The organism is Deinococcus misasensis DSM 22328 (genome assembly GCF_000745915.1).
GTDB lineage: Bacteria > Deinococcota > Deinococci > Deinococcales > Deinococcaceae > Deinococcus_C > Deinococcus_C misasensis.
Genome location: NZ_JQKG01000020.1, coordinates 54,776 through 77,430, shown reverse-complemented (window position 1 = coordinate 77,430; position 22,655 = coordinate 54,776). Strand labels below are relative to the sequence as shown.

At 56.1% G+C, this 22,655-nt stretch carries 14 protein-coding genes; 12 read left to right on the top strand and 2 right to left on the bottom strand.

All coding sequences use genetic code 11. The annotated features are described in order from the left end of the window. Positions 1-106 precede the first annotated feature (106 nt). The 4 genes from deoC to Q371_RS14175 all read left to right on the top strand — a co-directional run bounded on the left by deoC (position 107) and on the right by Q371_RS14175 (position 4,147). Positions 107-772, top strand: coding sequence for a deoxyribose-phosphate aldolase (gene deoC, locus Q371_RS14190; RefSeq protein WP_034341681.1), 666 nt, complete (start codon positions 107-109; stop codon positions 770-772). After that, on the top strand, positions 772-2,064 hold the full coding sequence (locus Q371_RS14185; protein ID WP_034341680.1) for a thymidine phosphorylase: 1,293 nt from the start codon (positions 772-774) through the stop codon (positions 2,062-2,064). Before deoC ends, Q371_RS14185 begins: the two co-directional genes overlap by 1 nt. A gap of 215 nt (positions 2,065-2,279) precedes the next feature. Next, positions 2,280-2,999, top strand: coding sequence for a purine-nucleoside phosphorylase (deoD, locus tag Q371_RS14180; protein WP_034341679.1), 720 nt, complete (start codon positions 2,280-2,282; stop codon positions 2,997-2,999). Continuing rightward, positions 2,996-4,147 (top strand): phosphopentomutase, encoded by a 1,152-nt coding sequence (locus Q371_RS14175; protein ID WP_034341678.1) that lies wholly within the window; start codon positions 2,996-2,998, stop codon positions 4,145-4,147. Before deoD ends, Q371_RS14175 begins: the two co-directional genes overlap by 4 nt. A gap of 200 nt (positions 4,148-4,347) precedes the next feature. Here the strand turns inward: Q371_RS14175 and Q371_RS14170 are convergent, their stop codons facing one another. Beyond that, on the bottom strand, positions 4,348-5,832 hold the full coding sequence (locus Q371_RS14170; protein WP_211253846.1) for a nitronate monooxygenase: 1,485 nt from the start codon (positions 5,830-5,832) through the stop codon (positions 4,348-4,350). Between the two features lie 924 nt (positions 5,833-6,756). Here Q371_RS14170 and Q371_RS14165 point away from each other — a divergent pair. The 8 genes from Q371_RS14165 to pflA all read left to right on the top strand — a co-directional run bounded on the left by Q371_RS14165 (position 6,757) and on the right by pflA (position 17,891). Further along, entirely contained in the window at positions 6,757-9,150 is a 2,394-nt protein-coding gene (locus tag Q371_RS14165; protein ID WP_034341677.1) for a lamin tail domain-containing protein, read from the top strand. Positions 9,151-9,311: 161 nt separating this feature from the next. Then, complete coding sequence (locus Q371_RS14160) at positions 9,312-10,655, top strand: serine hydrolase (protein WP_051964404.1); 1,344 nt, start codon at positions 9,312-9,314, stop codon at positions 10,653-10,655. Positions 10,656-10,956: 301 nt separating this feature from the next. Next, positions 10,957-11,508: a hypothetical protein gene (locus tag Q371_RS14155; protein WP_034341676.1), complete on the top strand. Its 552-nt coding sequence runs from the start codon at positions 10,957-10,959 to the stop codon at positions 11,506-11,508. An 80-nt stretch (positions 11,509-11,588) separates the two neighbouring features. Beyond that, positions 11,589-11,813 carry a hypothetical protein gene (locus Q371_RS14150; RefSeq protein ID WP_034341675.1) on the top strand — a complete coding sequence of 75 codons (225 nt, stop codon included), beginning with the start codon at positions 11,589-11,591 and terminating at the stop codon, positions 11,811-11,813. A gap of 172 nt (positions 11,814-11,985) precedes the next feature. Next, positions 11,986-12,960: a GlxA family transcriptional regulator gene (locus Q371_RS14145; protein ID WP_034341674.1), complete on the top strand. Its 975-nt coding sequence runs from the start codon at positions 11,986-11,988 to the stop codon at positions 12,958-12,960. 289 nt (positions 12,961-13,249) lie between these two features. Beyond that, positions 13,250-14,497, top strand: a complete 1,248-nt coding sequence (locus Q371_RS14140) for a DJ-1/PfpI family protein (RefSeq protein ID WP_034341673.1) — start codon at positions 13,250-13,252, stop codon at positions 14,495-14,497. A 343-nt stretch (positions 14,498-14,840) separates the two neighbouring features. Further along, the gene (gene pflB / locus Q371_RS14135; protein ID WP_034341672.1) at positions 14,841-17,090 is read left to right on the top strand and encodes a formate C-acetyltransferase; all 2,250 of its coding nucleotides are present in this window, start codon (positions 14,841-14,843) and stop codon (positions 17,088-17,090) included. Between the two features lie 72 nt (positions 17,091-17,162). After that, positions 17,163-17,891: a pyruvate formate-lyase-activating protein gene (gene pflA, locus Q371_RS14130; RefSeq protein ID WP_034341671.1), complete on the top strand. Its 729-nt coding sequence runs from the start codon at positions 17,163-17,165 to the stop codon at positions 17,889-17,891. Positions 17,892-18,068: 177 nt separating this feature from the next. Here pflA and Q371_RS14125 read toward each other — a convergent pair whose 3' ends face one another. Continuing rightward, complete coding sequence (locus Q371_RS14125) at positions 18,069-22,478, bottom strand: alpha-2-macroglobulin family protein (RefSeq protein WP_034341670.1); 4,410 nt, start codon at positions 22,476-22,478, stop codon at positions 18,069-18,071. Positions 22,479-22,655 lie beyond the last annotated feature (177 nt).

Genomic DNA, 22,655 nt, shown 5'->3' with positions numbered 1-22,655 from the left:
GACATCTTCCCGAGCAGCATTGTGCAGACGTTGCCGTTCATCTTCACGATCATTGCGCTGGCCCTCACCGGTAAAGGAACCGCGCCGAAAGCCGTAGGTAAAGCATATGAATAACCTTGCAGATCACATTGACCACACCCTCCTGAAAGCCACCGCCACCCCCGCAGAAATCCAGAAGCTCTGCGAAGAAGCCGTGCAGTACAACTTCAAAGCCGTGTGCATCAACCCCAGTTACATTGCGCTGGCCCTTGACCTTCTGAAAGACAGCGAAGTGAAGGTTGCCACCGTGGCCGGGTTCCCTCTGGGGGCCATCACCCCCGAGCAAAAAGCCAAGGAAGCCGCCCTGAGCGTGGAACTCGGGGCCGATGAGGTGGACATGGTGATCAACATCGGGGCTGCCAAAGCCGGGAACTGGGATCTGGTGTTGCAGGACATTCAGGCGGTGCGTGAGGCCACACAGGACGTGATCCTCAAAGTCATCATCGAAACCTGCTACCTGACCGAAGAAGAGAAAATCCGTGCCACAGAACTGGTTCTGGAAGCCGGAGCAGACTTCGTGAAAACCAGCACTGGATTTGGCACCGGAGGGGCAACCCTTGAAGACATCCAGCTGATGGCCAGAGTGACACAGGGCAAAATCGGCATCAAAGCAGCAGGAGGGGTCAAAACCCCCGAGGACGCCAAAAAATTCATCGAAGCCGGAGCCACCCGTCTGGGCACATCCAGCGGCGTCCTCCTGATGCAAGGTCAGAACGCAGGTGGAGGGTACTGATGCGTGTCCCCGACCTGATCCAGAAAAAACGCGACGGAGGCCAGCACACTGCAGAAGAACTGCGCTTTCTGGTGCAGGGTTACGTGGATGGGCAGGTGCCCGACTATCAGGTGGCTGCATGGTTGATGGCGGTTTTCTTCAAAGGCATGACCGCCGAAGAAACCACCCACCTGACCCTCGCCATGGCCGAAAGCGGCGACATGCTCGACCTGTCCAGCTTGCCTCACACCGTGGACAAGCATTCCACCGGAGGGGTCGGCGACAAAACCAGTCTGGTGCTGGCCCCCATGCTGGCCGCTCTGGGCCTCACCGTGGCCAAAATGAGTGGACGCGGCCTCGCCCACACCGGAGGCACCATCGACAAACTGGAAAGCATTCCCGGATGGAGCCCGGTGCTCTCCGACGAGGCTTTCCTGAATCAGGCCAAGGAAATCGGTCTTTCACTGGTGGGCCAGAGCAAAAACCTCGCCCCTGCCGATGGCCTCTTGTACGCCCTGCGTGACGTGACCGCCACCGTGGACTGCCTGCCTTTGATCGCCAGTTCCATCATGAGCAAAAAACTGGCTGCTGGCGCAAAAACCATTGTGCTGGATGTCAAAGTGGGCTCTGGTGCCTTCATGAAAACCCTTGAGGACGGGCAAAAACTGGCCGAGGCCATGGTCAACATCGGCAAACTGAGTGGACGCAACGTGCGGGCCGTGCTGACCGACATGGAAACCCCGCTGGGCTTCATGACCGGAAACACCCTGGAGGTGCTGGAAGCCATTTCCACCCTGCAAGGTCAAGGCCCCGAGGACCTGCGTGAACTGTGCCTCGCTCTGGCAAAAGAAACCCTGCTGGCCGAAGGTTACAGCGAAGCAGAAGCCGAGAGCCGTCCCAGAGCCGTGCTGCAAGACGGTTCTGCTCTGGCCAAACTGAAAGCCTTCGTTGCCTCTCAGGGCGGAGACCCCCGCTACATTGACGATCCCTCCCTCTTCTACGTGGCTGAAGACAAAGCCGAAATTCTGGCCGAACAGTCCGGTTTCGTGGCCCACATCGAAGCCCTCAAAGTGGGGCAAGCCCTGCTGGTGCTCGGGGGTGGACGGGAAACCAAAGGCGAAGCCATCGACCACTCGGTGGGCATCGAACTGCTGAAGAAAATCGGTGATGCGGTACAGGCAGGCGAACCCATCGCCCGGATTTACCACAACCAGAAAGGCAAAGATGCCGCTGTGCAGCTTGTGAAAGAAGCTGTGCGGGTGGATTCTGAAAAGCCTGCTGAGGTGGGGTTGATTCTGGGGCGGGTGGGGTGAGGCCGAGAGCCGAGAGCCGAGAGCCGAGAGCCGAGAGCCGAGAGCCGAGAGCATCGTGTTTTACACGACAGAAAACGTCAAATGAATTGTTTGTAGGGGCGAGGCATGCCTCGCCCACATGAAAAGAACCAACAACACGTAGGGGCGCAGCGTACTGCGCCCAGGCAAGAAAACCCTCAAACCCTCTTTCCCAAACACACCCAAAGGAGTTCACCATGAGCGTACACTTGAATGCCAAACCCGGTCAGATTGCAGAAACCGTCCTCCTTCCCGGCGATCCCCTGCGTGCCAAGCACATTGCAGAGAACTTCCTTGAGAATGCCGAGCAGCACAACGATGTGCGCGGGATGCTCGGGTACACCGGAACCTACAAAGGGCACCGGATCAGCGTGCAGGGCAGCGGAATGGGCATTCCCAGCATCTCGATTTATGTGAATGAACTGATCCGCGATTACGGCTGCAAAAAGCTGATTCGGGTGGGCACCTGCGGGGCTTACCATGAGGATGTGAAGGTGCGCGATGTGATTTTGGCGCAGGCCGCCAGCACCGACAGCCAGGTCAACAACATCCGCTTTGGAGGCAGAAACTTCGCTCCCATTGCCGACTTTGAACTGCTGCATCAGGCTTACCTTGCGGCCAGACGGGCAGGAAAAGCCGTGCGTGTGGGCAACATCTTCTCCTCGGACACCTTTTACAACGACCACCCCGACCACTACAAAATCTGGGCCGACTTCGGGGTGCTGGCCGTGGAAATGGAAGCTGCTGGCCTCTACACCATCGCTGCCAAGTACGGCGTGCAAGCCCTGACCATCCTGACCGTGTCCGACCACCTTGTGACCGGAGAGGCCACCACCTCCATTGAACGCCAGACCAGCTTCAACGACATGGTGCAAATCGCTCTGGAAGCCGCCATCGCCGAGAACGGGGCCTTATGAAAGTCACTGTGATTGTGCTGGATTCCGTCGGCATGGGCGAGTTGCCTGATGCAGACAAATTCGGGGATGTGGGCAGCCACACCCTCAACCACACCCTTGAAAAAACCGGAGTGCAGTTGCCGAACCTTGCCAAGCTGGGCCTCGGGAAAATCCCCACCGTGAACCACCCCAGCCCAGAGGACGTGCAGGGCGGATACGGTCGCCTGAAGGAAGTCAGTGCTGGGAAAGACACCTCGACTGGACACTGGGAGTTCATGGGGGTGCAGCTTGAGCATCCTTTCCGCACCTTCAGCGACGGTTTCCCCAAGGAAGTGATGGACCGTTTTGAGGCCGAAATTGGCAGGGGCTGGCTGTGCAACCTCGCCTACTCGGGCACCGAAGTGATCAAGGATTACGGTCCAGAGCACATCAAAACCGGCTTTCCCATCGTGTACACCAGTGCCGACAGTGTGTTTCAGATCGCCACCCACCTGGACGTGACGCCCATCGAAACCCTGTATGAATACTGCCAGAAAGCCCGGGACATCCTGCAAGGCGAATATGCCGTGGCCCGAGTGATTGCCCGTCCGTTCCGTGGAGAGTTTCCCTTTGAACGTGCCGGGGAACTGCGCAAGGATTTCTCACTGACCCCACCTCGCACCGTGCTGAACGCCCTGTTTGAAGCTGGAAAAGATGTGGTGGGCATTGGAAAGATCCCCGACATCTACGACCATCAGGGCTTCACCGAGGAGATCCACACCGACAACAATCTGGACGGCATCGAGAAAACCCTGAAGCGGATGCAGGAGGATTTTGAGGGTCTGGTGTTCACCAATCTGGTGGATTTTGATGCCAAATTCGGTCACCGCCGCGATCCAGAAGGCTACGGCAACGCCCTGAAGGAATTTGACGACCGCCTCCCAGAGATTCTGGCTCAGGTTCCTGAAGACGGTCTGCTGGTCCTGATCAGCGACCACGGCAACGATCCCACCGCTCCCGGCACCGACCACACCCGCGAATACGGCATGCTGCTCACTTACCGTCCCGGCAGGGGCAGCGTCAATCTGGGCGAACGGGCCACGTTTGCCGATGTCGGCGCAACCGTGGCCGAAGCTCTGGGCGTGCAGTGGGAAGGTCCGGGGACGAGTTTCTGGGGGGAAGTCAGGTAAGGTTGGAGCTGTAGGGGCTAGGCGTGCCTCGCCCCTTGCCGAGAGCCGAGAGCCGAGAGCCGAGAGCCGAGAGCATCGTGTGACACGAAGAGAAAATCTTCAAGGGAAACGTGTAGGGGCGCAGCGTGCTGCGCCCCCTTTGCTTTCGCCAAAGCCATTTTTGCCCTCGGCTCTCGGCCCTTGGCCCTCGGCTTTCCTCCTCAGCCCTTAGCGGGCAAAGCCTCTCCCAGCAAATACTCCAGCACATCCACCGCTTTGTACACCGTTCCATACCTCTGGATGAACGGTTGCAGGTGGGCCAGATCGTCTCCGGCGGTCAGGAGTGGAGGTTCGATGTCTCCGTTTTTGCGCACTTGTGCGAGGCCCACTGTCGAAAGAAGGGCGTTGCACAGGCATTTCCGACCTTCGGTGTCTTCAACTTTGCCCCCCTTGGAGACGTAGGCATCCACAGGTTCAGCAGCGCAACGGAAACCGATTTTGCCCTGTTCGGTGGTGTAGGTCTGGCGCAGGTACCCGAGGTCACACACCCTCTGGCGGTGGGCCTCCACTTCTTCAAAGGCCAAGGTTTCTTCCAGCACCACAGCTTTGAAAGGAAAGCCTGTGGGGGACAGTCTGGAATCGGTGAAAACCTCCAGATTTTCCTGTTGCACTTTGTTCAGGGCACCTGCTTTGAGTTCAGGGGTCATGCCCGAGTCCTGACTGTAGGCAAAGAGGGTACCCACCTGAATGCCGTGTGCCCCTTCAGCGAGGGCAGCTTTGAAGGCTTCCGGGGATCCGGTACCGCCAGCAAGCCAGAACGGCAGTCCGAGGTTTCGCATGACCGAGAGGTCCACTTTGTCTTTTTCACCGTAAATGGGCTGACCACGTTCATCGCTGGTTTTGCCTCTGGCCGGGGCGTTGTGACCTCCAGCGGTGGGGCCTTCCACCACAAATCCGGCAATGCCGTTTGGACAGGAACGCACCAGCATCTGGGCCAGCGAGTGGGCCGAGATGATCGGAATGAACAGGGGTTTGGGCAGGGTCAGTTCCACTCCGAGGGTCTGTGCAGGATCAAATTCCAGACGGAAATCGGTGCCTTCCAGTCGGATGGAGGCAGGTTTTCCTTGTGAAAATTGTTCCAGAGCGGCTGGAATGTCTCTGGGGATGCCTGCACCCATCAAGACAGCATCCACCCCGGCAAGCATGGCCCCGTACAGGGCGGGCAGGGTGGGGGTCTGGATTTTGGTGAGCAGGTTGATGCCGACCTGTCCGGTGTGCCCTTCTTTGGCAAGCCACACTTCCACAAAACTGCCCAGCACGATCAGAAGGTCGGTTTCAAAAGGTTTGAGGTTGCTTCTGAGGCGCAACGCAGGGTAGCTTTCCTCTGGCAGACGTCCTTCTGGCTGGAAGTATTTCTGGATCACAGGTTCAGAAAGGGCTGGGAAGGGAAAGTTTTGCAATGCCCTTCTGACGTGGCCTCCAGCGTCTCCGTCAGCAAGGCGACGCACCATCACGTTGTCCAGAGCGGTTCCGGAAACCACCCCGAGTTGTCCGGCCTGCGAAATAGCGCGGGCCAGTTGCCAGCCGGAAACGGCGATTCCCATGCCCCCTTGAATGATCTGGGGCAGGTCTTTTCCTGTTTTGGGGGCCTCGGGGGCCTGGGGTGTTGCATCTGTGGAAACAGCAGAAAAATCAGGTTGGGGCATGTCATCTCCTTGTTCCAGAAGCCCCCGCAGGGACTGTGGATGGGCAGGCAAACCGTGGGAAAAAAACAGCCCTGTTGATGAACCAACAGGACCTTTTTCTCTGGACGCGGGCCAGTCACATGCCCGAAGGATAGGGGGGGCGCATTACCCAGGCATTACGAGACAGCCAGAGGCTTTTTTGAATTGAGTTCAAAAATCTAGAAAACAGGCAATCCATTCAACAATGTACAGCTTTCAGATCACCCACTCAACACAAGAAAGCCCCATATGAAATTGACAGATGGACTTTGGGATATGGTTGATCAAACCTCCATTCTTTGACACTCCACACGACCAGAACTGTGGGCTTTCCACACAGGTCTTTTTTTGTAACAAAAAAAGATTTTTCTTCAAATCCAGTGATTTTACGATTCCTGCAACGGCATTATCTTCGTTACAATCAGCACATCCAAATGCTTCTGCAGCAAACAGCTGGCGTTTTGGAAGTTGACCATCACTTTAGACAATGATAGTTTATTGGGAACAATTAAGAACATTCACAACCGTTTTGCCTCAAATCGCCACCCAATCTTCAGAGGAAGTGTATGCCCATGAACCACGGTCCTGTTGTCCCAACAATCAAGCTTTCCCAAGACAGAATCGAACCCCAAGTTCCAGATTCATCCTTGATCTACCATCGACCCAAACTGCAAAAAGCAGGATCGTGGCAGGCAGTGACCTTGAACATCAGTCTGACCCTTGGATCAGAATAAATCCTACCCCTGCACCCCAGTCCAAACTCCTGTCAGGAAGCAATGCATTGCTTCTTGGCACTTTGAATCATCACATGTTGGTTTCCAGCACAGTCTTCTGGAAATTCAACCATCAGCAGCTGGAAAAACCTTGTGTGGCCTTCACAGGCCACACCTTTCAAGGAGACTTGCCATGAAGTTCAAATCCCATGCCACACTGTTGCTGTTGTCTTTGACCCTTTCTGCTTGTGGGGTCACTTCACAGTCCCCTGTCACCCCGCCCACACCTACAGTACATGGAGCCATCGAACTGACTTTTGAAATGGGACCGGACAAATTGTCTGTGGCTTTCATAGAACCCATGGGGGTGAGAGGCGATACAGACGTCAAATTCGTCAGACCTGCAGCATACACAGATTATGACGACACCAGTGGATACCGGTACATGAATGCCACATTCACCGTGAAGAACCTGAGTGCACAACCTTTTGAAAACCTGACCCTCTACGCGTTCAACAAAGCATCTCAAAACATTGGTGGAACAGCCATCAAGAACATCAAAAACGCTGCAGCAGTGTCCATCACCGATACCAGTGTGGCCAGAAGCATCTTGCCCACCCACGGCACCAATTTTGATGCCCTCAGCGGAAACTCTGTCATTGTCCCCACCCAGGCCGATTTACAGGTTTTCACCAGCAGTGAAGCCAACACCATTCAAGCTGCTGCTTTGAGCAGCAACATCATCTCTGCAGGAGACACTGTCTTGCAGTACGGTTACAGTGCACGCAACCTGAACAGCACAGGCAACAAACGCCGTCTGGAAGCTGCTGGCTGTTCCACAACCAATTGTGACACCGGGCGAATCACCATTGCCGTGAGGGTGCCCAACAACAATTCAGCAACCACACCGTACCGTTTCACCCTGACTTTTGTGCTGGCCGATGAAACCACCACCCGGGTCACCCAGAGCACCCTGGAACAAAACAATGATGCCTTGGTGTACAGTCGGGCTGCAGATGTGGGTGCCACCGATGTGCGCGTCATGGGCGAAAGCAGTTATGACGGGGATGCCACCAGGGTCTGCTTGCCCCGTTTTGCTGTGGCCTCAGGCGCTGACGGGGATGCCACTCTGGGCACCGATTGCACAAACAATGTGACCGACGCTGCACAGAAAAGTGAAAAGCTCAATGTGGTGATCACTGAATTTCAAACTCTGGGCAGCGAATTCATCGAACTGAAGAACACCACCGGCGCATCCATCAACATTCAGGGGTACTGGTTCCGCAACAATGCTGGAACCCTTGCCCGTTTGCGCGCACCTTCTGATCCCACAGGCTTGAATGGCACTCCCGTTGTTGTTCCAGCAGGAGGATCTGTGTATGGGGTTGCCAACCCATCCAATGCAGCGGACATTCCTGCAGGTGCAAGCTTTGTCTATGGAGCACCTGGCAGCACTTTCTCTCTGGCAGACACCGGTGACTTCGTGTCCCTGTACAGATCTGAAAATGGTGCAGTGGTGCTGGAAGATGCTCTGGATTTCAGGCAATTTCTGACAGATGCCTCTGTGTCCCCATCCATGAGCACTTTTGTTGGAGCCTCTGGAAAATCCACTCAGCTTGATCCGGGCGCGGTCGGTCTCAATGGAAACAATGGCAGCAAGTGGTGTGTCACCTTCTACCCCACCACAGGCACCCGAACGCAGGTTGCTGACACCAGAGGTGCCACAAACAGCAGTTGCAGCATGGCCGTCATCAACGAAGTTCTGATCGATGCCACAGGCACCGATGACAGCAAAACCTTTTTGGAATTGGCTGGGCCTGGAGGGGCTCTGGTGGGTGGCATGGTGATCAGTGATGTTGAAGGGCTCTTGGCCTCTGCAGGCACTCTCAATGCAGATGGCGATGTTACTCCCGGCGAAACGGATGGCCAGTACGTGATCCCTGCCAACACCCGCATTCCCGCTGATGGTTTGCTGGTCATTGCAGACGGCACCAGCATTGGTGGCACCACCACTGTCTCCAATGCAGACCTGATTGCACGGGACGTGGACTTTGAAAACGGTGGAGGAGACAGCATCATCCTGGCATCCAGCACAGGCAACCTTTTGGACGCGGTAGGACATGATGTAAACGGAAACAACCTGGCGACCAACACAGCGGCAGTCAACGGGTTGAGCATGTATGAAGGCAACACAGCCATTTACCCTCTGGCCTCCCTTTCACTGGCCCGGGATGCCAACAGCACCGACACCAACAACAACCGGAATGATTTCCACAACGATCCTTCACCCACACCCGGTTTGCCCAACGACACGGTCACCTTGAGCATCAACACCCTGTCTCCCAACAGTGCCCCAGCCAATGGAACCACCACCAGTGTCAGCATCACAGGCACTGAGTTTCACACAGGCATGACCGTCAAATTCGGTGCCACCAATGTCACCTGTGCGGTGGCCAACCCTTCAACAATGACCTGCACTGCTCCTGCAGGAGGAGGCATTGCTCGGACGGTGGATGTGAGCATCACCAGTCCGTTCAACGGGGTCAACACCACAGTCACCAAAACAGCAGCTTTCACCTATCTTTGAAATCCGCCTCTGAAAAACCATGACCAGCATGCCCCTGTCCAGCAGGGGCGTTTTCCTGTGGTTGTGACCCATCCTCCAACTTTAGGAGGGGTTTTGGGTCCCACTTTGGATGGAAGATCCCAGTCCCAGCTTTGATTAGAGTGTCATCCAGAGGTTCACACATGAAGAAAATCCTGTTTTTGATCGTCCCTTTGACCCTTGGATCCGCTTTCGCTGCCCCTGATTTCAATGCTGTGCTGGAGGCCCACCATCAGGCCAATCCATACATGGGAACGGTGGTGGTGATGAAAGATGGCCAGAGGGTCTTTGAAAAAGCCATCGGCAAGGCCAATCTGGAATTTGATGTTCCGGCCAGCATGCAAACCGTGTATGAGATCGGTTCGATCACCAAGAGTTTCACCGCTGCTGCCATTTTGAAGTTGCAGGAGCAAGGCAAACTGAAAGTCAGCGATCCGGTCAGCACCTTCCTGCCCGGCTTCCCGAACGGAGACCGCATCACCTTGCACCATCTGCTGACCCACACCTCGGGTCTGCCCAGCTTCACCGGATTTCCTGACTTTCTGGAGACCCAGAAACTTCAGAAAACCCAGGACCAGTTGATCGACAGTTTCAAAAACCTGCCCCTGGAATTCGAGCCCGGCGACCGTTTCCAGTACAGCAACTCGGGCTTTACCCTGCTGGGCAAGATCATCGAGGTGGCCTCTGGTCAGCCCTATCAGGACTACATCACCGAAAACATTCTGAATCCTCTGGGCTTCAAGCAAGTGCAATTCCATTCGAGGCTGGATCTGGTGCCCAACCGGGCCACGGGTTACGTGCCAGAGGGAACTTCTTACCGACTCCCAGAGTCCCACAACGTGGAAATTGCAGGTCCGGCAGGTGGACTTTTTGCCACTGCAGACGAACTGGCCCTCTGGTTGCCTTCCCTGTCAGAAGGAAAAGTGCTGGGTCCAGACAGCGTAAAAGCCTTCACCACGGCTCAGGTGTACATCGGCAATGAGCCCGGATTCCAGAATTACGGCTATGGGGTGGGCGTGGGCTCTTTTGCGGGCAAAAAAGTGCTGGCGCACGGTGGCAGCATCAACGGTTTCAACGCCATGATGCTGTACTTTCCAGAGGAGAAACTGAGCATTGTGGCCCTTTCCAATCTGGATGGGAACAGCAGCAGTCTGGTGGCCAGCGATCTGGCAAAAGTGGCTCTGGGTGCGGAGGTCACCTTGCCTGAACCCAGAGTCGCGGTGGAGGTTCCGGTGTCCGTGCTGGAAACCTATGCAGGGCTTTACGAGGTGCCAGACCTGCAAACCACCCTGCGCATTTTCGTGAAAAAAGGCCAGTTGATGGTGGAGGTTCCCGGAGCAGGTGAGTTCGCTCTGGTTCCAGAAAGCAGCCAGAAATTTTACCTGAGCATTGCCCGGAATCACCTGACGTTCTCTCAGGGACCTGAAGGCATGGTGTTGGAAATCTCTGCAGGGGAAAACCGGGCTGTGGGCAAAAAAGTGCAGTGAGTTGAAGGGAATCGCAAGCCAGAGCATTGCTCTGGCTGTTGTTCATGTGTTTTGGGTCCGGCCAGAATTTTTTCAGCACGGACACCGGAACCTCCAGCGGCCTTCACAAAACAGTGAATTCTGGCAAAGTGCACATGTCATGCTTCTGTCCTGATCACCGGCTTTCCACATGATCCAAGCCCATTCTCAACATACAGTGGGCGCGCATCAAGAAAACTTGTCAAATTCCCGAAGAGATCTTGTGCATCACCCCACATAATCCCTTCAGGGCTGCCCACCACTGCCCAAGGAGTGAATCCCAATGAAACCAGACTCAAAATCAGGACATTTTGGACCTTGGTGCTTTGCAACAGCACCTTTGCGGACCTCCCGCCACTTGCTGCTTCCCACCTTGCTGAGCGCCGTCCTTGTGGCGTGTGGCGGTGGAGGTCCAAATCCGAACCCGCAGCCAGAAAACCAGATTCGTGCCCGGTTGGTGGCCTGCCCCATCATCAACCAGTCCTCCGATCCCACTGCAAGTGCTTGTCTGGCCGGAACCTACACGGGCAAAACACCAGCCAACGCCGACTGCAAGCTGGTCATTGAGGCAAGTGGCAATTACCAGTTCACCAGTCCTGCACTGAGCTACAGCTATGTGGCCACCCCCGAGTCCATCCGGGCCTTCGACCATCGGAATGTGGGCGGGCAGCATCAACTGATCTGGCTGATCAATGATCCAGTCAAGATGGGGGACACCTTCAATTTGAAGTTCAGCTACGCCGATGCTCTGGGGAAACAGCTGGTCATGGAAGGAACCAAACGCACGGAAGCAGGCAGTCAGACCAGTGCCAACTGCAGTGCCACACTGAAGTGATGCAAGAAGTGATGCAAAAGGCCAGCAAGCCCACCGCCACGGAATGACCCACACCTGCACCTTTCTTTCCCGAGGTCGCCATGAACACTGAAAGCAACGCTGGCCTTCCATTGATCCTGAAAAAGCTGCTTGAGATGGGCTCAGACTCAAATCCCAATCCTGCCCTGACCACACTCCTCAACGATGACGCACGGCATCACTTCGTTCTGGTGGTCTTGGGCAGTGTTTTGGTGCTGGGGTGTCCTGACCTCTTCATTCGCTTCCTCACCCCAAAAGACCGCACACTCCTACAGGTGAGAATTTAAAGCATTTGATAGAGAAACAAAAGGTTGATGCTTGAGGTCGTGCTGTTTGAAACAGAAGGATTCAAAAGAATCCTTCTGTTTCACTGTTAAACGCAGTAGAAGTGCCTGATCTGTCCGCTTGATCTTCTTTCTTCCCTTTTTGCAAAGCACATTCACCTTTACACTGAAATGCATGAATGGACCGCTCACCCCCACAAGAAAAGTGCTGTTTCTGGTGCTCGATCAGGTGAACCTGCTGGACCTCTCTGGCCCGGCGCAGGTGTTTGGAACGGCACGGCATTTTGGGGCACCTTACGAGCTGTCTTTTCATGCTTTTGGGCAAAAGGTCATGAGTGCACAGGGACTCCCTCTGGGCCCCTTCCTCCCCCCTCCCCTGCCTGACAAAAACGATCTGGTGGTCCTTCCGGGTCCAGAGTTGAAAGCCCCGGCTCAGGGTCACCTGATGTTTTCAGAAGACGTCCTGAACTGGTTGAAAGCAGCGCACCGCACAGGGGCCACACTGGCTTCGGTGTGCACGGGGGCAGCCGTGCTGGGCGAGGCCGGCTTGCTGGATGGCAGAAGTTGCACCACCCACTGGTCGCTGGTTCAGCACATGCAGCACCGCTATCCTCAGGCCAGAGTGCAAGACGGGGTGCTGTTCACCAGAGATGGCAACATCATCACCAGTGCAGGGGTGGCCTCGGGAATGGACATGGCCCTTGCCTTGCTGGAACAGGAGCAGGGTCCACTTTTCACAGCGCAGGTGGCCCGGTATTTGGTGCTGTACTTCCGGCGGGATGGGAACCACTCCCAGCAGAGCATTTATCTGGATTACCGCACCCATTTGCACACTGGAGTGCACCGGGCTCAGGATGCGCTGGCACAGCGTCCCGGTCAGAAAGTCACCCTTGAGCACCTTGCCAGCGTGGCTGGCCTCAGTGTGCGGGGCCTCAGCAAGGCGTTCAAGCAGCACACTGGACTGACCCCTCTGGAGTACCAGCAGAAACTCCGTCTGGAACTGGCCAGACAGCTCATGCACAACCCGGCCCTCAGCATTGAAGCCATTGCAGAGCGTTGCGGTTTTGACGATGGAAGGCACTTTCGAAGGATCTGGAAAACCCATTTTGGCACTTCACCGTCCAGCAGCAGAACGCAACTGCTGAATTGAAGCAGGGTAAACGCAAAGTCTGAAGTTTAAAAGATCACTTGAGAAAGCGGTCAGCCCTCAGCGATCAGTAAAAAGCTGATCCAGAAGCTTTGGCTTTCGACGACAGCAAGACCAAAAGGCAAAACCCCATCAGGTTTGGCAAGCTCAACCGACTGGAAGACTTTCCTTCTGGCTGACGGCTGACCGCTGAAGGCTGACGGCTCTTTCTGTTTGCATCGCCCGAACAGCGACTTTGTGTCTACCCCATGGACTCAAGCCCTTTTCACTTCATTTCACAAAGGAGATCAACATGAAACCCATCCTGCGGACCAGCCTGTGTGTGCTGGCAGCCGTGACCGTGCCTTTTGCAGCAGGTCAGTACGGTTCGATGCAAGCCCACGCTTTTTTGTTTTCAACAGCCCCTCAAACACAGGTGCCTGCTGTGGCCCCTCCTGTGCTCAATCCTGCTTTGCCAACCGTGGTGGTGGCTCTGGGAGCAGATGTCTCTGAAGTGGCCGATGTGCTGGTGCCTTTTCAGGTGTTTGCAGCATCGGGCAAGTTCAATGTGGTCACAGCCGCACCCAAACGCCGACCAGTGGCCCTGACGGGAGGCCTTGATCTGCTGCCCCACTTTTCCTTTGCAGAACTGGATCAGGCCCTCTCAAAGCCTCCTGCTCTGGTGGTGATTCCGAACATCCCCTTCATTCGCAAACCCGAGAATGCCCCGGTCTTGAGCTGGTTGAAACAACAGTCCCAGCATCCTGAAACCCTGCTGCTCAGCATTTGCAGTGGAGCGGATACCCTCGCACTGACCGGTGCACTGGACGGCAAAAAAGCCACCGGACACTGGAGTGAATTGGATGCTCTGGCGGACAGGTTCCCGGAGGTACAGTGGATCGACAACCAGCGTTATCTGGATGAAGGTCAGACCATCACAGCAGCAGGGGTGCTGTCCGGGCTGGATGCCAGCCTGCATGTGCTGGAACGGTTGTCTGGAACAAGCATCATGGAAAAGACTGCAAGGAAGCTGGATTTTGCCAGAAGCCCATTTCTGAAAGATCCCACCATGGACCCGTTAAAGATCAATGCATCAGACAGCATTTTCCTGCTAAATGCCTCCTACTTGTGGGACCGTCCAGCCTACCAGTTGCCCCTTCAAAACAACATGGATGAAATGGATCTGGCTGCCGTGGTGGACACCTATCCGGCAACTTTCAGCGCCACCCTCACCACCACCGCCCCGGGTCCCGTGAAAACCCGTTATGGACTGGACCTCTTGCCCAGAGCCAGCAGCAGCACTTTGCCCATCCTGAAGCTCTCTGGAGCAGGTTTTCCTTTTGATGTGGCCCTCAAACAACTGGCTGAGGACCAAAACGTGCCCACCGCGGTTTTTGGAGCCAAAAGGCTGGAGTACCGCTCTGGACCTGAAACATTTGGGGGTGCAGGATGGTGGATTCCTGCGATTCAGCGTCCTTTGATGCTGGCCATTCTGGGCATCGTGCTGGTGTTGCTGCTGGAACAACTTTTCCTGAGGAGATCCCCCAAGGTCCGTCTTTGATGGGCGGGACAGAAGCCCTCAGGTTTTGGAGGACTTTTTAAGGGGACTTTTCCCGAAAAAATTGAATTTGTGGTGTTTTCAGTGCATGGGTCCACTTGCTTTCCCTCTGGCAGGTGGACCTTTCTCCGATGAATTTGAAGCCCTGACGGTTTCAAGTTAAAATTGTTTCACAGAGGAGGGCCATTTTCTTAAATTTTCCTGTTGAGGCCGCTCGTCTATGCTTTTTTAGATCCAATATCCAGATCTTTGGTGTATCTGGGACATTAAGCCCCTCTCGCAAACTGGATAATGGTCTCGGGTAAGTGAATGATTGCACAAGCCCGGCTGGAAAGGAGCAGTCCACATGACGCAGACCTCAAACCCCACTTCCAATGCATGGCGCGAATTTGCTGGCGAAACCTGGAAAAATGCTGTCAACGTCCGTAGGTTCATTCAGGACAATTACACCCCCTACACCGGAAATGACACCTTCCTTGAAAAAGCCACCGAGCGCACCCACCAGCTCTGGGATGAGCTCTCTGAATTGCTCAAACTGGAACGCGAAAAAGGCGTTCTGGATGTGTCCAGCGACATCGGGTCCAGCATCACGGCCCACAAACCCGGTTACATCAACCAGAGCCTCGAAATCATCGTGGGTCTGCAAACCGATGCACCCCTGAAACGGGCCATCATGCCCAACGGGGGCATCCGCATGGTCAAAACCAGTCTGGAGGCCTACGGTTACACTCTGGATCCCCAGATTGAACAGGCGTACAAACTGTACCGCAAAGACCACAACCGGGGTGTCTTCGATGTGTACAACCCCGAGATCCGCGCTGCACGCAAATCGGGCATCATCACCGGTCTGCCTGACGCTTATGGCCGTGGACGCATCATCGGAGATTACCGCCGGGTGCCCCTGTACGGCGTGGATTTCCTGCTGAAAGACAAACAACGCGAGTACGCCGAACTCGATGGTGCTGCTTTCACCGACGATGTGCTGCGCCAGCGTGAAGAGCTTTCTGAACAGTACCGCGCCCTGCAAGAACTCAAAGAGATGGCCCAATCTTACGGCTTTGATGTGTCCAGACCCGCCGAAAACGCCAGAGAAGCCGTGCAGTGGCTGTACCTCGCTTACCTGGCTGCCGTCAAAGAGCAAAACGGGGCTGCCATGTCGATTGGTCGCATCTCGACTTTCCTGGATGTGTATTTTGAGCGGGACCTGAAAGATGGAATCATCACCGAACAGCAAGCACAGGAAATGATCGACGATCTGGTGATCAAACTGCGCATCGTGCGTTTCCTGAGAACCCCAGAGTACGACCAACTGTTCAGCGGAGACCCCACCTGGGTCACCGAATGCGTGGGTGGCATGGGCGAAGACGGACGGCCTCTGGTCACCAAAAGCAGCTTCCGGATTCTGAACACCCTGTTCAACCTCGGGCCTGCCCCAGAGCCCAACCTGACCGTGTTGTGGAGCACCGCACTGCCTGAAGGCTTCAAAGATTTCTGCTCGAAAGTCTCCATCGAAACCAGCAGCATCCAGTACGAAAACGACGACCTGATGCGTCCTTACTGGGGCGACGATTACGGCATTGCCTGCTGTGTGTCGGCCATGCGAATCGGCAAACAGATGCAGTTCTTTGGTGCCCGTGCGAACCTTGCCAAAGCCCTGCTGTACGCCATCAACGGCGGCAAAGACGAGCTTTCAGGTGCCACGGTGGCCCCCGGCTTTGAACCCATCACCAGCGAATACCTTGATTTTGCAGAGGTGTACGCCAAATTCGACAAGATGATGGACTGGCTGGCCAAAACCTACGTGCAGGCCCTGAACGCCATCCACTACGCCCACGACAAATACGCTTACGAGCGCATTGAAATGGCCCTGCATGATCGGGACATCCTGCGCACCCTCGCCTGCGGCATCGCCGGCCTGAGTGTGGTCACCGACAGCCTGAGTGCCATGAAATACGCCAAAGTCAAAGTGATCCGCGACGCCAGAGGCATCGCTGTGGATTACGAAATTGAAGGGGATTTCCCGACCTACGGCAACAACGACGAACGTGCCGACAGCATCGCCGTGGAACTGGTCACCACCTTCATGAACAAAATCAAACAGTACCCCACCTACCGCAATGCCGTCCCCACCCAGAGCGTTTTGACCATCACCAGCAACGTGGTGTACGGCAAGAAAACCGGTAACACCCCGGACGGACGCCGCGCCGGAGAGCCTTTTGCACCCGGAGCAAACCCCATGAACGGGCGCGACAAAAAAGGCTTCATCGCCTCGGGGGCCAGCGTGGCCAAAATCCCTTACGAATACGCGCAAGACGGCATCAGCTGGACCGCCAGTGCCACCCCGGACGCGCTGGGCAAAACCGCCGAAGAACGCATCACCAACCTGACCAACTGCCTCGATGCTTTCGCAGAAGCAGGGGGGCACCACGTGAACGTGAACGTGCTGAACCGCGAAACCCTGATCCACGCCATGAACCATCCCGAGCTGTATCCTCAACTGACCATCCGGGTCTCGGGTTATGCCGTAAACTTTGTGAAACTCACCCGCGAGCAACAACAAGACGTGATCAACCGCACGTTCCACACGCGGATGTAAAACCCCACCCCTACCCCCCTCGCTTCGCTTTCCCCCCTCAAGAGGGGGGATTGGAGCACAAGGAGAACCCAGATGAGCACCACAGGATATGTCCACAGTTTTGAAACCGCTGCTGCTGTCGATGGGCCGGGCATGCGGTTCATGCTGTTCATGCAGGGCTGCTTGCTGCGCTGCTGGTACTGCCACAACCCGGACACCTGGTGGTTCAAAAAAGGACCGCAGTACACCGTGCAAGACATCGTCAACGAGGTGAAGCCCTACAAAACCTTCCTGAAACGGGCAGGGGGGGTGACCATCTCGGGCGGTGAACCGCTGGCCCAGTCTGAATTTGTCGGCGAGGTGTTAAAAGAACTCAAAGCCATGGGGCTGCACACTGCACTGGACACGCAGGGTTACCTGCATGCCAGAGTTTCCGATGAATGGCTGGAGAGTGTGGATCTGGTGCTTCTGGACATCAAACACATCCGGCCAGAGAAATACCACCAACTGACCGGGGTGGACCTGCAACCCACGCTGGATTTCGCAGAAAGACTGTCCAAGCTGGGCAAGAAAATGTGGATCCGTTACGTGCTGGTTCCCGGCGTCAGCGATGATCCAGAGGACATTGCCGAACTCGGGCGGTACGTGGGCACCCTGCAAGGGGTGGAACGGGTGGAGGTTCTCCCTTTCCACAAACTGGGTGAGCACAAATGGGAGGCTCTGGGTCTTCCCTATCAGCTTTACGACACCCCGGCAGCCTCGCCAGAGCTGGCAGAGCAGGCCGTGCAGATCTTGAAAGACCTCGGGCTGCCTGCAAGGTGACAAAAGAAATCGAAAAGAAGCGCTGATCAGCGCTTCTTTTTTTGCTTGAGGATTCCGTTGAGCCCTCTCATTTTGCAGGTAAACGCAGTAAAGTCCCTTCTCGCTGTGAACTGTAAACTGTGGACTTTCTGAGCGAGCACCTGAAAAGACAGCCTGTCCTGTGACCCCAGCATAGGATCAAGGTTTGACGGTCAGGATGGTGGTTTTTCCGCTGGCTTTCAAACCAGAGTCCAGTTCCTGCACGCCGGGTGCTGGGCTGACGTAGGTTCCTGCGGAAAGGGCACGCAGTTTGTAGCTGAGGGTGTACTCGCCGGGTTTGAGGTTCTCAAGGTAAATCACGGTGGCCCCGTCCAGATGTTCTTTGCTGGCCCAGAGGGTGTTCTGGTTGTCCTGCACGTCCTGATAGGCGCTCGGGTCGAGGGTCTCGAAACCTGCTGGGATGGGGTCCAGCAGTTTGAGGTGTTTGACGGTGCGGTTGATTTTGAGTTTCAGGCGCACTTCGGTGGTGCCGTTCTCCTTGACCGAAGTCAGGCTGTAGGTGCGGTCCAAGGCAAAGTCGTTGGTGTCTGCGGTGGTGGTTCCGGTCAGGTAGCGGGTGGTGATGGTGTAGGCGTAAGGCTGGTTGCTGGAGACCTGCACGGTGTTCTGGCCGGGCTTGCCATCAAAATACACGCTGGTACCCAGCACCGGGATGTTTTTCAGGGTCTGGCTTCTGCCGTTCACATTGACCGTGACAGGTTCGGTGAGGGTGGTGGCCCCACGGTCTTTGAGGTGCTGAGCGATGGCATGAGAGGCCAGAGCACTCTGGGAGAGGGTGCGCGGGGTGCTGCTCTGCAGTTTGGAGGCCAGCCAGCGGGCAAGCTCTGGGGCTTCAGGTTGTTTGAGGAGGGTGGCAGCCAGCAGGGCATGGCTGGTGGCGATCAAATCCTGATCGATGCTGAGGCCCTGACTGTCTTTCTGCTGGTCTTTGAGGGCCGTGCGGTAGTGGCTGAGGTTCTGAAAGAGGAAGGCCAGTTCTGCCGCTTGCTGTGGGGTTTTGGGAGAGAAACTGGACAGGGTGTTGGCCTGCTTCTGGGCGTACAGCATCCGCTGGTACCCGTAACTGCCCGAGTCGGTTTTGGTTTCTTTGAGGTAGCCCTGTGCATAGCGCAGGTTGTATTCCTGATAAGAGAGGCCCTCTGGCAATGCGTCTCCGATGGCAGTCAGGGCTTCAAGGGTGTAGGCAGGACTGGAACGGCCTCCTGCCCACGCGAAGCCTCCGTTGGTCATGTTTTGCTGGCCCATCAGGTATTGCAGGTTTTGCCTGAGGAGGGCCTGCGCACGCACCGTATCAAGACCAAGGTCCTTGCGGGCCTCGATGGTGTAATGGGCTGCCAGCACGGCTTCCAGAGCGTTCTTCTCATCGTTTTGCAGCAGGCTTTCCATGTTGCGCAGGGCACCCAGCAGGGGGCTGGAAGACACAAACACATTGAGCTGGGCCTCGCTTGCAGAAGGAGGGACGTTGATGCGTTCCAGAGCGCTTCCTCTGGCTTCTCCCATCCGCATCAGTTGGAAGTCGGTGCCTGCTTCACGGACCGGGATCATCAGGGTGGTGCTGTCGGTTTCTTTGCCACTGGTCACGGTGGTTTCCAGATTCAGGGTGGCTGCCTCGGGAGCTTTGACAATCCATGGGACGACCGTCATGGATTGGGCTTCAATGTTGACGGTCTTCTTGAGGATGCCAGAAGGCAACTTGAAATTCACAGTGGCCTGAACGGGTTCTTTGCTCTGGTTGTGGACGGTGGTGTAAACGGTGGTTTCGTCCCCTCTGGTGAGGTAGGTGGGGGCAGAAATCCGCACGTAGAACGGCAAAGTGGCCCGCAGGGTGGCTCGGGCTTCTCCGGCAGAAGTGTCTTCGGTGACCCCCCGTGCCAGCACGCGGTAACGGGTCAGGTCATCGGGCAGGGTGAAATTCACCAGAGCCAGACCTTTCTGGTCGGTGGTGACCGTCTGGAAGAAAGCGGTGTCCCTGAACTGGGTGCGAGGGAAAGCTCCGGCCATGTCTCCGCCTCCCCCTCCAGCTTCTGCAGGGTAACCAGAGGGCAACGCGGACGTGGTGAACACCTCTGTGTAGAAAGGCAAGCCCCAGAAATAACGGTAGGGGTCTGGGACAGCATCTTCGATCAGGTTGTAAATGGCCTCGTTGACCGCACCCACCGTGACCCATGCAGATACGGGTTTGCCGTTCTGGGTGGTTTCGATGCGCACCCTTGAGCTTTCTCCGGGCTTGAGGGGGTTTTTCTCGGGAACCACTTTGATTTGCAGGTTTTTGTTGTCAAAAGGCACGTACACTTCAGCCCCCAGAGCATCAATGACCGGGGTCTGGTCGGTGTGGTAGGCCGCCTGAATGCGAAAACCGGGCTGCATTTCAGGGGTGATTTTGATGCTGGTCTTGGTGATTTCTCCGGTGATCCGCACAAACTGCTGGTTGTAGACCCCCCGGCCTTCAGCGGTCAGCCAGACCAGAGTGTCTTTGGGCAATTTGCTTTTCAGGGTGACCGGAACGGTGGCTCCGACTTTGAAAGCCTGTTGGGGCACCTCCAATTCCAGAGGTTGGATGGGCGGAATGGACGCAGTTTCTTCAGGGACCCATCCCACATCACTGCTGAGGGTGCCAGAGCGTCCCTTGTCGTCTCTGGTGCTCAGGTCCACCCGGATGCTGCCCGACCCCGAGGGGGTGAAGTTCACGCTGGCTTTGCCAGAAGCGTCGGTGCGCGTCTGGGTGGTGAAGGTTTGCAGGATTTTTTCTTTCCATTCGCCGGTCTGGTTGTTCCACTCCCATGTGCTGCGGGTGAACCGGGCTTCGATGGGTTGTCCCACCAGAGCTTGGGTTCCACCCACTTTGCGGGCAGAGAACACCACCGTTGCCGGGGTTTTTTCTTTCAGGTTTTCAGGAGGGGTGACCACACTCAGCACCACGCTGCTCGGGTAAACCGTGACGTTTTTCTCGGAGACCACGCTGCGTCCGAATTCATCCAGAGCCCGCACGGTGACGTTGTAGGGGGTGGGCAGATTGTCTCTGGCTTGCAGGTTCAGTTTGACGGTGCCTTCACCATTTTTGATGGCAGTCTGGGCGACCCTTGACTCGGAGTCAGAAGGCTCAGAAGTGCCACCATACAGGGCGTACTCGGGGTTGTCCTGATACTGCACCTCCAGTGTTTTCTGGGAAGTGGCATAAGACCAGTAGAACGGCTCGGGGTATCCCTGAAAGGCAAACACATCGGCCTGTGCAGTGGTGCCCCCTCCAGAGAACAGGGTGCTTTGCAACTTCAGGGTGCTTTCTCCAGCGACCATTTCCTCGGGGAGGCTCAGGGCGAGGTCAAAGCTGGGCTTCACATAAGGACGCACCATGAAGGGCACGAAGCTGATGTCCTCTACAGGTTTTTCACGGTTGGGCAGGTCGGAGGTGATCACCACCTGTGCGAGGTGGGTTCCGGTGGTTGGGAAATTCATGGGGAGGTCTTCACGGAAAGCCCCACGCCCATCCAGTTTGAGGTCCTTGCTGTACACCACGTTTCCGTTGGGGTCCACCACACGAAAGGTGGCTGCCCCGGTGTAAGGCTGGTAGGTGGGTCCAGAGCGGCGACGCACCACCCCGGTCACCTGCACCGTGTCGGTCTGCTGGTACAGGGGCCGGTCGGTCACCACCAGAGCCCGGTACGGCTCTCCTGCCGGGGTGGAGTTGTCCACAGGGGTGTAGCTTTCTGATGTGCCATCCGAAGCCAGAAAGTTGATCTGCTGGTCCCTCGGGGCTTTGAGGGTGAGTGCCCCTTGCCGGTTGGTCTGGCCCTCTGCAAGATTCACCAGTTGACCGTTTTGCAGGGTGTACATCTGGATTTTGGCCCCTGCTACCGGTTGACCGGTTTTCAGGTTGAACGCCCAGTAATGCACCTGATCGGGGGTGTTCTTGGCGATCACCGACAGGTCCGAAATGAACACTGGAATGGCCACCTGAACGGCGTTGGGCGCAGAGGCTTTCGCCAGAGACACCACATAAGCCCCTGCCGTAAGGGCCGGGAAGGAAAAGGTGAGTTGAGGATTGTCAGGGTTGCTCTGGTCCGCCACCGGGGTCTGGCGAAACAGCAAAGGGTCTCCCTCAAAAGGCAAAACATCCGGGTCATGGCGGCGCACAAAATACGCCCCATCCACTTTCTGAACCCGCACCATCCATTCGGTGTCCAGAGCCACGTCTTTGCTCGGGTTGAATTTCAGTTTGAAAGCCTCTTTGACCCGTGCAGCCGAACCAAAATATGAATTGTCAAAGTTCCCAACCCAGACGGTCTTTTCACTGGACAGGTACTCGCTTTTCACCCAGCCCACCTGATTGCCAATCAGGACCTGCGACCAGTCTGCCTGATAATCGGGGGTATACAGCACGTTCCAGACGTAAACGGTGCGTCCGGCTTCCAGCACCTGCCGAATGGGGGCATTCGCGCTTGGGGCCTCTCGCAAGTTCAGGGTGGTGCGGGTGATTGCCGTTTGGGCCATTGCGGCAGAGCAAAGCATTGAGAGTCCAAGGGAAATGGAAATCCAGGGGAAAAGACGCATGCTTCCATTCTAAAGATTTCTCGGATGAGTTCTTTTCTCTCTGGTCACTGCACAGGGTAAGCGCAAAATTGCTGTCAGGCCATGCCAACACCAAGAGCCATCAGCCGTCAGCGATCAGCCGTCAGCCATAAGGACAGTTTTCTGGCTGCCTGTTGAACGGAAAGTCTAAGTGGCTTT